16 protein-coding genes are annotated in these 13,372 nt (G+C 54.3%); 7 read left to right on the top strand and 9 right to left on the bottom strand.

The features are described 5' to 3' along the window. The first annotated feature begins 7 nt into the window (after positions 1 to 7). From AACY98_RS08650 to AACY98_RS08635, 4 genes are read left to right on the top strand one after another with little or no spacing between them, the layout of a single operon-like run. On the top strand, positions 8 to 871 hold the full coding sequence (locus AACY98_RS08650; RefSeq protein WP_126978880.1) for a branched-chain amino acid ABC transporter permease: 864 nt from the start codon (positions 8 to 10) through the stop codon (positions 869 to 871). Next, positions 868 to 1,884: a branched-chain amino acid ABC transporter permease gene (locus AACY98_RS08645; protein ID WP_126978882.1), complete on the top strand. Its 1,017-nt coding sequence runs from the start codon at positions 868 to 870 to the stop codon at positions 1,882 to 1,884. Before AACY98_RS08650 ends, AACY98_RS08645 begins: the two co-directional genes overlap by 4 nt. Beyond that, a complete protein-coding gene (locus tag AACY98_RS08640; RefSeq protein ID WP_126978884.1) occupies positions 1,881 to 2,633 on the top strand; it encodes an ABC transporter ATP-binding protein in 753 nt (250 codons plus the stop codon). Before AACY98_RS08645 ends, AACY98_RS08640 begins: the two co-directional genes overlap by 4 nt. Then, complete coding sequence (locus tag AACY98_RS08635) at positions 2,611 to 3,342, top strand: ABC transporter ATP-binding protein (RefSeq protein ID WP_339804094.1); 732 nt, start codon at positions 2,611 to 2,613, stop codon at positions 3,340 to 3,342. The genes AACY98_RS08640 and AACY98_RS08635 overlap by 23 nt, the downstream gene beginning before the upstream one ends. A 103-nt stretch (positions 3,343 to 3,445) precedes the next feature. Here AACY98_RS08635 and minE read toward each other — a convergent pair whose 3' ends face one another. From minE to AACY98_RS08590, 9 genes are all read right to left on the bottom strand, one after another. Further along, on the bottom strand, positions 3,446 to 3,724 hold the full coding sequence (gene minE, locus AACY98_RS08630) for a cell division topological specificity factor MinE (RefSeq protein WP_126978888.1): 279 nt from the start codon (positions 3,722 to 3,724) through the stop codon (positions 3,446 to 3,448). Between the two features lie 6 nt (positions 3,725 to 3,730). After that, complete coding sequence (minD, locus tag AACY98_RS08625; protein WP_126978890.1) at positions 3,731 to 4,543, bottom strand: septum site-determining protein MinD; 813 nt, start codon at positions 4,541 to 4,543, stop codon at positions 3,731 to 3,733. Positions 4,544 to 4,751: 208 nt separating this feature from the next. After that, positions 4,752 to 5,480: a septum site-determining protein MinC gene (gene minC, locus AACY98_RS08620; RefSeq protein ID WP_339804089.1), complete on the bottom strand. Its 729-nt coding sequence runs from the start codon at positions 5,478 to 5,480 to the stop codon at positions 4,752 to 4,754. 101 nt (positions 5,481 to 5,581) lie between these two features. Continuing rightward, a complete protein-coding gene (locus tag AACY98_RS08615) occupies positions 5,582 to 6,142 on the bottom strand; it encodes a phosphatidylglycerophosphatase A family protein (RefSeq protein ID WP_423817560.1) in 561 nt (186 codons plus the stop codon). 187 nt (positions 6,143 to 6,329) lie between these two features. Next, a complete protein-coding gene (thiL, locus tag AACY98_RS08610) occupies positions 6,330 to 7,310 on the bottom strand; it encodes a thiamine-phosphate kinase (RefSeq protein WP_339804082.1) in 981 nt (326 codons plus the stop codon). Positions 7,311 to 7,376: 66 nt separating this feature from the next. Next, the gene (locus AACY98_RS08605; protein ID WP_339804080.1) at positions 7,377 to 8,333 is read right to left on the bottom strand and encodes a Ppx/GppA family phosphatase; all 957 of its coding nucleotides are present in this window, start codon (positions 8,331 to 8,333) and stop codon (positions 7,377 to 7,379) included. 80 nt (positions 8,334 to 8,413) lie between these two features. After that, positions 8,414 to 9,697, bottom strand: a complete 1,284-nt coding sequence (locus AACY98_RS08600; protein WP_339804077.1) for a sensor histidine kinase — start codon at positions 9,695 to 9,697, stop codon at positions 8,414 to 8,416. 19 nt (positions 9,698 to 9,716) lie between these two features. Then, entirely contained in the window at positions 9,717 to 10,412 is a 696-nt protein-coding gene (locus AACY98_RS08595) for a response regulator (protein ID WP_204250829.1), read from the bottom strand. A 79-nt stretch (positions 10,413 to 10,491) separates the two neighbouring features. Next, entirely contained in the window at positions 10,492 to 11,124 is a 633-nt protein-coding gene (locus tag AACY98_RS08590; RefSeq protein ID WP_126978902.1) for a Spy/CpxP family protein refolding chaperone, read from the bottom strand. Between the two features lie 218 nt (positions 11,125 to 11,342). On the opposite strand from AACY98_RS08590, the gene AACY98_RS08585 reads away from it, so the two are divergent. The 3 genes from AACY98_RS08585 to AACY98_RS08575 are packed head-to-tail and all read left to right on the top strand — an operon-like array spanning position 11,343 to position 13,296. Next, positions 11,343 to 12,290: an ABC transporter ATP-binding protein gene (locus tag AACY98_RS08585; RefSeq protein WP_339804073.1), complete on the top strand. Its 948-nt coding sequence runs from the start codon at positions 11,343 to 11,345 to the stop codon at positions 12,288 to 12,290. After that, positions 12,287 to 13,048: an ABC transporter permease gene (locus AACY98_RS08580; protein WP_126978906.1), complete on the top strand. Its 762-nt coding sequence runs from the start codon at positions 12,287 to 12,289 to the stop codon at positions 13,046 to 13,048. The genes AACY98_RS08585 and AACY98_RS08580 overlap by 4 nt, the downstream gene beginning before the upstream one ends. Continuing rightward, positions 13,045 to 13,296 carry a BolA family protein gene (locus AACY98_RS08575; protein WP_126978908.1) on the top strand — a complete coding sequence of 84 codons (252 nt, stop codon included), beginning with the start codon at positions 13,045 to 13,047 and terminating at the stop codon, positions 13,294 to 13,296. The genes AACY98_RS08580 and AACY98_RS08575 overlap by 4 nt, the downstream gene beginning before the upstream one ends. Positions 13,297 to 13,372 lie beyond the last annotated feature (76 nt).

Here is a 13,372-nt window from a genome sequence, read left to right as displayed (position 1 = left end):
AGATCATATGAATATTTTTATTCAGACGTTAATCAACGGCATTTTGCTGGGCGGCTTATATGCTGTCATGGCACAGGGGCTGGCGTTGGTGTGGGGTGTGCTGAACATTGTGAACCTGGCGCATGGTGCTTTCATCATGCTGGGCGGTTACCTGACATGGACGCTATTTACATACTGTGGCATCGATCCTTTTGTAGGGTTGGTGCCCACAGCCATCATCATGTTTGTTTTGGGTTACCTGATCCAGCGCGGATTGCTCAATTTTGTGGCGCGCGGTCCCATGTTCAATACGCTGCTGATTACTTTCGGTCTGGAAGTGATTCTGGCTGATGTGGTGCAGATTATTTATTCTGCCGACTTTCAGGCCATTAATCCTTCCTATGCCGGCAGCAGCATCTCGCTGGGTGAAATTGCGGTGCCTAAGGTCAACCTGGCCGCTTTTGCGGTGGCGTTGGCAATCAGTATTGCGATGTGGATGTTCTTGCTGCGAACCCGGCTCGGGCGTGCCATTCGCGCCACGGCGCAAAATCTGGTTGCAGCCCGCCTGTACGGGGTGGAGCCGCGCCATCTTTATGCCGTGACTTTCGGTATCGGCTTGGCACTGGCCGGGGCTGCCGGCGGGTTGTATGGCATGGTGTCCCAGATCAATCCGTACATTGGCGTGTATTTAACGGCCAAGTGCTTTGCCATTACCATCATCGGCGGGCTGGATAATCCGCTGGGCGTGATTGTCGGTGGGCTGCTGCTGGGCGTGATTGAGCTGATGACCATGCAGTATGTCGGCGCCACTTACCAGAACGTTGTTAGTTTTGGGGTGCTGATCCTGGTACTGATTTTGCGGCCAAGCGGTCTTTTGGGGAAAACAGCATGAATAATTCACGTAAAACGGTGATTCAGGGGGCTGTTGCCTTGATTGTGCTGGTGATTGCTGCAGCATTGCCCTGGATCGGTGCTCAAACACTGGCGCTGTTCGGGTTCAGTATCCGCTCTGATGTGTTACTGGAGTTTGGTTTTAATGCGCTGATTCTGGCAATTCTGGCACAGGGCTGGAATGTGATCGGCGGCTTTACCGGCTATGCGTCTTTTGGTAACGCGGTGTTCTTTGGGCTGGGCGCTTATGGCGTTGGCATTGCCATGGTTCAATGGGGGCTTTCATTTGGCACCGGCATGTTGTTTGGCGTGTCCATGGCGGTGATTTTTGCGTTGCTGCTGGGCATTCCCATTCTGCGTTTAAAAGGCCATTATTTTGCCATTGCAACGCTGGCGCTTTCGCAGGTGATGGCGGCCATCATTTCCAATATTGATCTGGCCGGGGCCAATCAGGGGTTGCCCTTCCTGTCATTCCTGGATGTGTCTTTTATCAGCACGGAAGCGGCATTTTATGAAATGGCATTGGTTGTGCTGGCGTTTGCAACCGCGGTGGTCTTTTGGCTCAAGCGCAGCCGCTTGGGGTTTGGTCTGATTGCCATTCGTGAAAACGAGGATGGCGCTGCGGCGATGGGTGTGAATACAACGCTGTATAAAGTGCTGGCGCTGACTCTGGCTGGTATTTTCAGTGCCATGGCGGGCGGTATTTATGCCTACAAGATGGCGTATATTGACCCGGACCAGGTGTTTAATGCCAGTTGGAACGTCAAGATGATCATCATGGCGGTGTTTGGCGGCGCCGGTACGGTATTTGGTCCGATTTTCGGGGCGGTAACGTTGTCTGCCATCTCTGATATTCTGGCCAGCGTGCTGACCAATGTGGCAGGGCTGTTCTTTGGCGTTGTGATTATTCTGGCCGTGTTGCTGACACCACGCGGGCTGACCGACATGCTCATCGGGGTGAAGAGATGCGGCTTGAGGTATTTCATCAATAACATAAGGGCAACCAAGCTATGACAGCGATTCTTGAATTGCAGAATGTCACGCGCCGGTTTGGCGGGCTGGTTGCTGTCAGCGATGTCAGTTTCAAGCTCGAGAAGGGTGAAATTCTGGGGCTGATCGGCCCTAATGGTGCGGGTAAAACCACACTGGTGAGCCTGATCAGCGGTACGGTGGAGCCCAGCTCAGGAGAGGTGCGTTTTCAGGGCAACTCCATTCACAGTTTGCCAGCGTATAAAAGAGCACGCCTTGGCATCGGGCGCACGTTTCAGATCATGAAACCTTTCCCTGGCCTGAGTGTGCTGGACAATGTGGCCGTTGGTGCCTTGTTTGGCCGCGCCAAGCATGGTACCGGCCTGAAGCAGGCACGTGAGCAGGCTGCGCATTATCTGGAGTTTGTGGGGCTGGCTGCGGCCATTGGCAAGCGTGCAGAAAATCTGGGCGGGCCTGACCGCAAGCGGCTTGAACTGGCCAAAGCGCTGGCCATGCAGCCTACGCTGCTGCTGTGCGACGAAGTGATGGCAGGGTTGAACCATGTCGAAATTGACGAGGTGATTGAGGTGATTCGCAAAGTGCGTGCCGAAGGCATCAGTATCCTGGTCATTGAGCACGTGATCAAGGCGATTAAGAGCCTGTCGGACCGCCTGCTGGTATTGCATCATGGTCAGCAGATTGCCGAAGGCGCGCCTGACAAAGTGCTGTCCGATCCGGCAGTGGTTGAAGCCTATCTTGGAAAGAAGAGACATGAATCAGCCGAACAACAATAAACAAGCATTGCTCCAGGTGGACAACCTGAGTGCCGGCTATGGGTCGGTGCTGGCGATACAGGGCATCACAATGTCGATTTATGAATCTGAAATTGTGGCGCTGGTGGGCAGCAATGGTGCCGGGAAAACCACTTTTCTGCGAGCCCTTTCCAGGGTGATTCTCAGTTCCGGTTCTGTCACCTACAAAGGGCAGGATCTGGAGCAAATGACGCCGGAAGAGGCATTCGCTCATGGCATTGTTCAGGTGCCTGAAGGGCGTCAGTTGTTTGATCACATGACGGTGCAGGATAACCTGCTGATGGGTGCTTACAAGCGCCGGGATAAAGCGGGGATCAAGCGCGACCTGGATATGGTGTACGGCATTTTTCCTAAAATGGCCGACCGGCGCAAGCAGATTGCAGGCAGCATGTCTGGCGGAGAGCAGCAGATGTGCGCAATGGCACGGGCGCTGATGGCTGCTCCGACGCTGTTGCTGGTGGATGAAATGAGCCTGGGGCTTGCCCCTGTGGTGGTCGACCAGTTGATGGATGTGCTTAAGCAGATCCGCAGCAACGGTGTAACCGTGCTGCTGGTGGAGCAGGATATTTATCTGGCGCTCGAAGGCTCAGACCGGGGCTATGTGATGGAAACCGGACACATTGTGCATAGCGGCGAGTCGCATGCACTGATCAACGATCCCGAGGTCCAGCGCGCCTACTTGGGTGTATAGCACTCAGAGCCGGGTGGTTGTTGGCTGCTCTGGCAGACCGGCATAAAAAAACAGACCCGCCCTGAAAAGGCGGGTCTGTTTGCAAGAAGCAATACAGGCCGTGTTACACAGCTTCACGCTGGTTATCCGGCAATTCAATTTTGACTTCCAGCACCTCCAGATCGTCCTGCCGTTCCAGATGGACTTTGATATCTTCCGGATTGATCGGAATGTATTTGGAAATCACGGCAACCAGCTCTTTTTGCAGCGCAGGCAGATAGTCGGGACTGGTGCCCGCATTATGGCCGCTACGCTCATGTGCCAGAATAAGCTGCAAACGTTCCTTGGCGACGCTGGCAGTCGATTTTTTCTTCTCGCCCAAAAAGAATGAGAGGAAAGACATGGTGTGTTACCTCCCGAAAATACGTTTAAAGAAGCCGGGCTTTTCCGCGTCAATGAAACGCAGAGGTTTATCTTCGCCCAGAAAGCGGTCAACCACGTCAGCGTAAGCCTGGGCTGCTGTGCTTTCTTTGAGGTTAATCACGGGAGTTCCCTGGTTGGATGCCTGCAAAATGGCTTCGGACTCCGGGATCACGCCGATCAGCGGAATGCGCAGAATGTCCTGAATGTCTTCCAGTGACAGCATATGGCCGCCTTCAACCCGTGTCGGGTTGTAGCGTGTGATCAGCAGGTGCTCTTTAATCGGTTCGGCACCGTCAATGGCTCGCTTGGTTTTTGAACTCAGCATGCCCAGAATACGGTCGGAGTCACGTACGGAAGATACTTCGGGGTTGGTCACAATCAGCGCTTCATCGGCATAATGCATGGCCAGCAGTGCGCCGGTTTCAATGCCTGCAGGGGAGTCGCACACAATGTATTCAAAGCCCATTTCACCAAGCTCTTTGAGCACGCGCTCGACGCCTTCTTGTGTCAGCGCATCTTTATCGCGTGTCTGGGAAGCGGCCAGGATGTACAGTTTGTCGCAGCTTTTATCTTTAATCAGCGCCTGGTTCAGGGTGGCTTCCTGATGGATAACGTTGATGAAGTCATACACGACCCGGCGTTCACAGCCCATGATCAGATCCAGATTGCGCAAGCCGACATCAAAATCAATGACAGCTGTTTTGTGGCCTTTAAGCGCCAGACCGGCTGCAAAACTGGCGCTGGTTGTTGTTTTGCCTACGCCCCCTTTACCGGAGGTCACTACGACAATCTTGGTCATTGGAGTCCCGTTTCTTTGATCAACAATCAATAAATTTCAAACGCAAAAGCAATATGCCCCAGGTCAACCCCGGTATATACCTTGTAAAACAGCTGATAATCATAGCATAACAGGTATTCAAGGGCGGAAAACCATGCTGGCTTTTGCCTGTATCAGCACAGGCACATGCAGCAAGCAGAATGGCAGGTGATGCATGTCAAAAATCAATTCAGCGATGGCTGATCTGAATCGGTGTCATCACGAGTGATTCGCCCTGCAATTGCACCATGGTGGGCTTGCCGAAAATGTCTTTAGGCAGCGCTTTCTCAGTGGTCTGGTAAATGCCGGCAATGGAAAGCAGTTCAGGTTCAAAGCAGGTGGCATAAATGCGGGCATCCGTATTGCCCTGTGCGCCTGCAATGACACGCCCGCGCAATGGCGCGTACACATGGACATTGCCGTCCGCGATGATTTCAGCGCCAAAACTGACCAGCGATGTCACAATCAGGTCGGCGCCGCGGGCATATATCTGCTGACCAGAGCGCAGCGGCTTGTCAATTACCAGGGTGCCAACGGAAACCGGGACTTCCTTGATGATCTCCTGCATGGCGTGTTCTGTGCGTGGTGCCATCGGGGCGATATCAGGAGCATGCAGCAGCCCCGCAGCCAGTGCGGCCTGCATCTGTTCGCCGGAGCCGCCGCGCACTGAAAAAGGCTGTATGCGCAGGCTTTTCAACAGCTTGAGTAGTACAGCAAAATCAATCGGTGGGTTTTCAGCCGCGAGTTCGCTTAAATCGATCACCGCCAGGTCATTGTCAAAATAGTCCGGCTGGCTGCCATACTGGCTGGTCAGTTCTGAGGCCAGTGTTTCCAGGTTGGCACTTTTGAGGATAAAGGAAATCAGCGGCAGGTTGGCGCTTTTCACGTCAAAAGTGGTTCGGGTTTGTCTTGTGGCCATGGATAGATGTTGATGCGGCTAAAGAAGCTATTCTAGTGAATGTTGTAAATCATGGCGCACCGGGTATGCAATTCAGCACCAAATCCGTGAAGACAGAAGCGTTAAAAAAAGAAACGCCAGATGGCAAAAATGAGCAGGGTCAAGAATGCAGCAACCAGGTCATCCAGGATGATGCCGATGGCGCCTTTATAGCCCCAGCCTTTGAATGCTTTGTCTGCCCAGCGTACCGGCCCCGGTTTTAACGCGTCAAACAGGCGAAACAGCGCAAATGCGGCGCATTGCCCCCAGAATGTGGTGGGCATGATAAGCCATAAAACAAGCCAGAATGCAATGATTTCGTCCCAGACAATGCTGCCCGGATCCTGCACCTGCAGGTCAGTTGCTGTGCGCTGGCAGGCCCATACGCCGACCAGTAAAGAAAGCAAAAGCAGAATACCCCAGGCCAGGTCATTGAGCCAGGGGTAGAGCAGTGCAAAAATGGCCCAGGCAAACAGGGTGCCTGCAGTACCGGGTGCTTTGGGACTGAGGCCGCTGCCAAAGCCGATGGCGATCATGTGGGCGGGGTGCTGGCGCAGAAACAGCCAGTCAGGTTTTCGAGCAGAAGCGTGCTCCTCCGGTGGTGGGGGAGAAGAGGGTTCAGTGAAATGCTCGTTGTGGGTCATATTGTCAAACACGGCTAAAGCTGCTTGCAGATTCGATTCATACGGTCAATGCTGTTTTTGCGGGTATTATCAGTACCGCGGCAATGGCAATCAGCTGTATTGCTGACAGCCTGACCATCAGGCATAGGGCATTATCGGTCAACTGGGAAAAGGGTGCAAAGTACCATGCCAGGGCCAAGCTTTGCCCTTAGTTTTTGAAATGGTCAAATGAATGGTACGAGTTGGAAACATGATTGCCGCGCGCATCATACAGGCGAACGCCGGATTGCATTTCGATGCGGCCGATGGGGGTAACTGCCAACTGGCAATGATGCGCGGCAGTCAATACCTGTGCACGTCTGGCGATGGGAGCGGTAAATATGAGCTCATAATCATCACCCCCGGACAGTGTGCACAGACGTTGTATGGCGACCGGCTGGTTATGCAGCGCATGGCTGCGTGGCACGCTGTCGACTTCGATGCTGGCACCCATCTGGCTGGCTTTCAGAATATGCCCGAGATCACCCAGCAAACCGTCTGAGAGATCGATGACTGATGTGGCAATATTGCGCAAAGCCATGCCCAGTGCGACGCGGGGGGTAGGTTGCTCCATGCGCTGCAGCGTTTGTTCAAATGCATCGGCGGACTGGTGCGCCTGAGAGCGCAGTGTTTCCAGTGCAAGCCGTGCGTCGCCGATGCCGCCCTGAATGGGATGGCTGACGTAAATGTCATCTCCTGCCTGCGCGCCCGAGCGGCGCAATGCCAGATGGTGCGGTATTTCACCAAAGACAGTGATGGAAATACACAGAGGGCCGGCGGTGGTGTCGCCCCCGATCAACGTGCACTGGTGTTCGTCAGCCAGTGCAAACAAGCCTTTGGCAAAGTCTTCACACCATGCAGGATCGATGCGTGGCAAAGCCAAAGAAAGGGTGAAGGCCAGCGGTTTGGCGCCCATGGCGGCCAGATCGGACAGGTTGACCGCCAGGGATTTATGGCCCAGACGCTGAGGCGCGATGGTAGGCAGAAAATGCCGGCTTTCCAGCAGCATGTCCGTCGAAATGGCCAGCGACATGCCGGGTGAAGGCGCCAGCAACGCACAATCGTCTCCAATACCCAGTTGCACATGCGTGGCGTCTGCGGGCGTTGTGGTGCGTTGAAAATAGCGGGTAATAAAGTCGAATTCACCCATAAAAGCCGGGTCCGTATTCAGAGTCAGAAGGTGATGGTAACAAGTTATGAAAAAAATGGATCGGTATCAAGGATTTTCGATCATTTTATACAGAACACCCTGGCGAAGTGCGCCCCGGGCTGGCGCCAGTGTGCGCAGGTTCGGGAACGTATCGAACAAAGCCAGCATGACTGAAAGTCCGCCGCCAATAACGTCTTTACGGTCTCCCAGCCCAGTCATCTGGAGTGCATCAATTGAGCCGGCGCGAATAAGCTGCTCATAAATCCAGTCCAGTCCCGGACGGGTAATCTGGCCATCGCTTATCTGGTTGTTTTTCAGTACGCTGCTGATAGCACCAATGGTGCCTGACGCGCCATAAGCCTGCTCCCAGAGCAGTGGCGCGTTGCTGTCATGCTGCATTTGCTGAGCCGCCTGTTCGAAATAGGTGTGGGCATGGGCAACAGCCTGGCTGAACTGAGGCGGAGTCAATTGGTTATCTGCAAAATAATCCATCGAAAGCCCTACACTGCCGACCGGGCACGACTGGGCGGCCAGGGCCTGCATGTCCTGCCCGATGATTACTTCTGTAGAGCGGCCGCCGACATCCACCACAAACCTTTTTTCGGGGGACAGTGAATCGTCGGGTGTTTTGTCTTCATTCAGTACGGCGGATACACCCAGGTAAATCAGGTGCGCTTCTTCCTGGCCTGAAATGACTTCTATCGGACAGCCCAACAGCTTTTGCCCCTGTTCAATGAATTCCATTCGGTTATTGGCCTGGCGCAACGTCTGTGTTGCCACGGCGCGCACGTAGCGGACTTTTTGTTTGTGCAAAATGTCTTTAAAGTTTTTCAGGCAATTCCAACCGCGCTCCATTGCGCTGTGGTCCAGCGAGAGGTCTTCATGAAGTCCCCTGCCTAAACGCACAGGTTCTCGGATGTAATCTTTGCGCAGCAGGCGGCCTTTGTAATACCGGTCAATTTCCAGCCGAAAACTGTTGGACCCTAGGTCCACAGCCGCTAACAAACAGCTCTTTGGCAACATGCAGTGTTCTATATGATGTTGATTCTGGCTGTAAGCATACCATGTTGCAGTAAACCACCTGTCTATCTGAGGATTGGTGGTTATGCGGTTTGGTAATTGGCAGTAACCGGATGAACAGGAATGCGCAGTTCAAAACGGCTGCCTCCGCCTTCGCGCGGCAGACAGACGACAGACCCGCGATGGCGCAGCGCAATTTGCTTAACCAGTGACAAACCAAGGCCGGTGCCACCGGGGACGGCATTTTTCACCCGGAAAAATGGCTCAAAAATACGCTCACGATCAGCATCAGAAACACCAGGCCCCCGGTCTGAAACGCTGAAACATACCTGTGACGGTTGCCCCTGGCGTGCTGCTTCGTAAGTAATATGCAGCTCTATGAGGGTATCAGGCGCATAACGCTCGGCATTGATCAGCAGGTTGCGCAACGCCCGGCGCACCAGGGCTTCATCGGCCTGGACTTCAACGCTCTGCCCGTGCAGCTCAGCATTGGTGCGTGAGGCTTCTTCTGCAGCCAGAGCCAATGCGTCAAAAGAAGTGATGTGAAGAGCATCCGGAGCGGCATCCAGCCTGCTGGCCAGTAAAATTTCACCGACCAGTTCGTCCAGCTCTTTGATATCTGTTCTCAGGTCGTCTGCGATTTGCGGCATTTGTTCGGCGGCAAGCTCGGTGCTCATGCGCAGCCGGGCCAAAGGTGTGCGAAGCTCATGCGAAACCTGCGCCAGCAGTTGCTTGTGCTGGCTGACCAGGGCTTCAATATGCTGCGCGCTGATATTAAAGCTGTGCGCGAGCAAAGAGACTTCATCATGTCCGGTAATATCGACCCGGGTTTTCAGGTTGCCGGAGCCAAAATTCTCAACCCCCCGCTGTAATTTTTCCAGCCGCCTTGTCAGTTTGCGAGCAATCGGGTAGGTGGCAGCACCCATGACAATGACCATCAGTCCCAGCCAGATCCAGGGTTTGAAAATGCCGGGGGGCTCATTGTTGTGCATTTCACTGCCGGGGCCTCTGCCTCCGTGTCCAAACCGGGCCGGGCGCTCAAAGTCAAATGCAGGCACAGGCGTTCCGGGGGGGGCGTGTTCACGCCATTCCTGCAACTGCCGGTAGTAACTGTCGCGCTGTTCGCGGATGTATTGATGGTACTCCTGCCGGGTTTGTTCGTTTTCCATCCGTATGGCTTCGCGCTCCGCAATGATGCTGGGCGCAACCAGAAAACGGAAAATCAGTGCGGTTGTAATGCCGTAAATAAAAACCGTGGCAATCAGCGTGATCCAGATGCTCCACCATAAACCTCGGTACCAGGGCAGGGATTTGCTGGGCGGTGGGGTTTGAGATGCCGTGGTTGCTGATCTGGAAAATAAAACCATGTTGTGCCCTATGACAGCGTTAGTCCTGCGCCTTGGCAAATACATAGCCCACGCCGCGTACAGTCACAATGCGTCGCGGGTGTTTGGGGTCATCCTCAATGGCGGCACGGATACGGGACATATGCACATCAATTGAGCGGTCAAACGCTTCAAGCGATTCCCCTTTGACTTCGTCCATCAGGTATTCGCGTGAAAGCACGCGGCCAGGGTGTTGTGCCAGTGCATTCAACAAATCGTATTGGTAGGAAGTTAATGTTTTTTCTTCGCCGTCCAGGCGCACGGTTCGGGCATCATGGTCGATCTCAAGCCTGCCAAAGCGGGAAATGGCTTGCGGAGCCGATGAAGCGGTTTGTCTTCGCAGAATGGCGCGCAGCCGTGCCAGCAGTTCCCGGGGTTCAAAGGGTTTGGGCAGATAGTCATCAGCCCCCATTTCCAGGCCGATGATGCGGTCTGTGGGGTCTCCCCGAGCCGTCAGCATCATGATGGGAATGTGCTGCGTGGATGACTGACCGCGCAACTGGCGGCACACATCCAGCCCGTCGCCATCAGGCAGCATCAAGTCCAGAATAATGGCGTTCAACGGTGTGGACTGGGCAAGCGCCAGCGCTTTCTGTACCGTTGGCGCATGGCTGACGCTGAAGCCGAATTGCTCCAGGTAGCTTATCGTCATACGGGCCAAACGCTCGTCGTCTTCAACCAATAAAATCTGCGGCATAGTGCGGTGTGTCCATCCATGGTAAAAGAGGTAAGTGCCTTTTCTGTCTGAGTTCAGGCACTTACCTTATGAGGAAGTATCAGCGCATGGGCATGGGTACCAGTAGCCAATTGTAGTTGGCCTGCGGATTGGGGCCTGCTCCAGGGCCACGAGGCGCGTTCGGCGCGGCTGACCACTGTTGACGCCACGCTTCAACCTGTTGGTTCAGGGTGGTGCGTTGCTCAACCGTCAATACTTCGGCAGCCTGAATGCGTGCTTCGAGTGTACGGGCCGAGAGCTTTTGGGTCAGATCGGCCTGCTGAGCCTGCAGTTTGGCGATGGCGGCCTTGTCCAGTTGGGGCTTGATCAACTCGAGGTTAAGCTGGACACGGGTTTCATGCAACTGGGTTCTCAGTGCCTGGGCATCGGTAAAAGAAGCCTGTGCAATGCCGCTCAGTTGTTCTTTCTGGGCGTCGGTGAGGTTCAGCGATTCAATGGCCTGATAATTCCAGTATCCGCCACGGTGGCCGCCTCCCCAGTGATGGCCACGCATGGGTCCGGGGCCTGGGCCTTGGCAAGGCGCATAAGTGGCGCCATCACCCTGCATGGGAGCGCCTTGGGCGCAGGGGCCATAGCCCATCGGCTGGGCATAAACGGTTGCGGCAACCAGCAGTCCGCCCAGGGCCACGCCAACACGGGCCAGTGGGGATGAAATTTGCGTTTTTTTGAACATGAATGTCCTCCTTTGAGTATTGGGTTGATGTCAGTGTAGGGCCAACACATTGGGGGAAGGTGTCTGAAATGCAAAGATTTGTAAAGACGATTATGGTCCTTTCAGCGTAACGCATCAACCTGTATGGGTAAGCCGGATATGCGGCATAAAAAGACGAAGGGGCCAAGGGGATGCGTTAAATAAATTACAATAGCAGACTGTTTATTTTATTGTCTCCCATGTCATTATCCGTTACGCCCGCTTTGTCGTTTCAATCGGTCAGTAAAGTGTATACCACTTCGCGGGGGCCGTTTCAGGCGCTGGATGGTATTTCATTTGAAATTCAGCCCGGAGAGTTTTTTGGTTTGCTGGGGCCTAACGGGGCCGGTAAAACGACGCTGATCAGTATTCTGGCCGGCTTGTCAAAGGCGTCTTCAGGGGCGGTACAGGTTCTGGGACATGATGTGCGGGCCGATTTTGCTGTGGCCCGCCGTAATCTGGGCGTGGTACCGCAGGAACTGGTGTTTGACCCGTTTTTCAGCGTGCGGGAGACTTTGCGGCTGCAATCTGCGTATTTTGGCATTACCCACAATGATGGCTGGATTGATGAATTGCTGGCCAATCTGGGGCTGCTGGATAAGGCGGATCTGAATATGCGTCAGCTTTCCGGCGGCATGAAGCGGCGTGTGCTGGTAGCGCAGGCGCTGGTCCATCGTCCTCCTGTCATTGTGCTGGATGAGCCTACTGCCGGGGTGGATGTTGAATTGCGCCAGACCTTGTGGCAGTTTATCTCGCGGCTCAATCGTGAGGGGCATACCGTATTGCTGACCACGCATTATCTGGAAGAGGCCGAAGCGCTGTGCGGGCGCATTGCCATGCTGCGGCATGGCAAAGTGGTGGCCCTGGATACAACCAGCGCATTGCTGCAGTCTTCCGCCAGCAATGTATTGCGTTTTAAAGTGGATGCGCCGCTGCCTGTCGATCTGGCCGAGCGCGCGCGGGTGACCGGTCGTATTGTCCAGTTGAATGTACGCGATGCGCAGGAGGTGGAGCGTATTTTGGCACGCCTGCACGAAGAGGGTTATGTGATACAGGATATGGAAGTGCGTAAATCGGATCTGGAAGATGTGTTTTTGCATTTGATGGAAGATCCGCTGGCCGGCGAGGCAGGGGAGGTGCAGCCATGAATTGGACCGGTTGGCAGGCCTTGCTCTATAAAGAGGTATTGCGGTTTTGGAAGGTGGGGTTTCAGACGGTGGTAGCACCGGTGCTGACCGCGTTGCTGTATATGCTGATTTTCAGCCATGCCATGGGCGACCGCATCCGGGTCTACGAACATGTGGAGTATGTTGCATTTCTGGTGCCGGGGCTGGCGATGATGAGCCTGCTGCAAAACGCGTTTGCCAATACCTCTTCTTCATTGATTCAAAGCAAAATCACCGGGAACCTGGTATTTGTGTTGTTGACGCCTTTATCCTACCGGGACTGGTTTGTGGGGTATGTGGGTGCGGCTGTGGTGCGTGGTGTGCTGGTTGCCGTAGCTATTATTGCAGCCACGGCATTTGTTGTTGTGCCGCAGTTCAGCCAGCCGCTGTGGATTTTGGTTTTTGGCTTCTTGGGGGCCATGCTGCTGGGGGCATTGGGTTTGATTGCCGGTCTTTGGGCCGATAAATTTGACCAACTGGCGGCATTTCAGAATTTCATCATCATGCCGGGTACTTTCCTCTCTGGCGTGTTTTACTCCATTCCGTCGTTGCCGCCGTTCTGGCGGGCGGTGTCGCATGCCAACCCGTTCTTTTATCTGATTGACGGGTTCCGGCATGGTTTTTTTGGCGTGTCTGATGTCTCGCCCTGGCTCAGCCTGAGTGTGGTCAGCGTCAGCACATTGGTGGTGATGGTCATTGCCATGCACCTTCTTCGCATTGGGTACAAAATACGCTCATGACAAACTATCCTACACCTGAACAGGTCCGCGGTTATATTGCCGCAGGTTTAAATTGCACACAGCTTGAAGTCGATGGCGATGGCCAGCACTTTGAGGCAACCATTGTTTCGGCTGAATTTGAGGGTTTGCGTCAGGTAGCGCGACATCAGCGTGTTTATGCGGTGCTTGGCGATAGAATGAGGGAAGAAATTCACGCATTGTCAATGAGAACCTACACGCCGGCTGAATACGAGGCCATGCTTGGCTGAAAAGGCCTGTTTGCACGCACAGAAGCAGCCTGAAAATGGTGACGGCTTTGGTGGCAGGTGCTTTTGCCCGCCACAG

The sequence above is a fragment of the Saezia sanguinis genome (assembly GCF_963921665.1).
Classification (GTDB): domain Bacteria; phylum Pseudomonadota; class Gammaproteobacteria; order Burkholderiales; family Burkholderiaceae_C; genus Saezia; species Saezia sanguinis.
Note: the sequence above shows the minus strand (reverse complement) of the source record. Positions and strands in the feature narration are given on the sequence as shown.

Bases quoted from the DNA above. Each gene is read 5' to 3' on its own strand.
- AACY98_RS08650 (WP_126978880.1), top strand. From the start codon at position 8: ATGAATATTTTTATTCAGACGTTAATCAACGGCATTTTGCTGGGCGGC.
- AACY98_RS08645 (WP_126978882.1), top strand. From the start codon at position 868: ATGAATAATTCACGTAAAACGGTGATTCAGGGGGCTGTTGCCTTGATT.
- AACY98_RS08640 (WP_126978884.1), top strand. From the start codon at position 1,881: ATGACAGCGATTCTTGAATTGCAGAATGTCACGCGCCGGTTTGGCGGG.
- AACY98_RS08635 (WP_339804094.1), top strand. From the start codon at position 2,611: ATGAATCAGCCGAACAACAATAAACAAGCATTGCTCCAGGTGGACAAC.
- minE (WP_126978888.1), bottom strand. From the start codon at position 3,724: ATGTCTTTCCTCTCATTCTTTTTGGGCGAGAAGAAAAAATCGACTGCC.
- minD (WP_126978890.1), bottom strand. From the start codon at position 4,543: ATGACCAAGATTGTCGTAGTGACCTCCGGTAAAGGGGGCGTAGGCAAA.
- minC (WP_339804089.1), bottom strand. From the start codon at position 5,480: ATGGCCACAAGACAAACCCGAACCACTTTTGACGTGAAAAGCGCCAAC.
- AACY98_RS08615 (WP_423817560.1), bottom strand. From the start codon at position 6,142: ATGACCCACAACGAGCATTTCACTGAACCCTCTTCTCCCCCACCACCG.
- thiL (WP_339804082.1), bottom strand. From the start codon at position 7,310: ATGGGTGAATTCGACTTTATTACCCGCTATTTTCAACGCACCACAACG.
- AACY98_RS08605 (WP_339804080.1), bottom strand. From the start codon at position 8,333: ATGTTGCCAAAGAGCTGTTTGTTAGCGGCTGTGGACCTAGGGTCCAAC.
- AACY98_RS08600 (WP_339804077.1), bottom strand. From the start codon at position 9,697: ATGGTTTTATTTTCCAGATCAGCAACCACGGCATCTCAAACCCCACCG.
- AACY98_RS08595 (WP_204250829.1), bottom strand. From the start codon at position 10,412: ATGCCGCAGATTTTATTGGTTGAAGACGACGAGCGTTTGGCCCGTATG.
- AACY98_RS08590 (WP_126978902.1), bottom strand. From the start codon at position 11,124: ATGTTCAAAAAAACGCAAATTTCATCCCCACTGGCCCGTGTTGGCGTG.
- AACY98_RS08585 (WP_339804073.1), top strand. From the start codon at position 11,343: ATGTCATTATCCGTTACGCCCGCTTTGTCGTTTCAATCGGTCAGTAAA.
- AACY98_RS08580 (WP_126978906.1), top strand. From the start codon at position 12,287: ATGAATTGGACCGGTTGGCAGGCCTTGCTCTATAAAGAGGTATTGCGG.
- AACY98_RS08575 (WP_126978908.1), top strand. From the start codon at position 13,045: ATGACAAACTATCCTACACCTGAACAGGTCCGCGGTTATATTGCCGCA.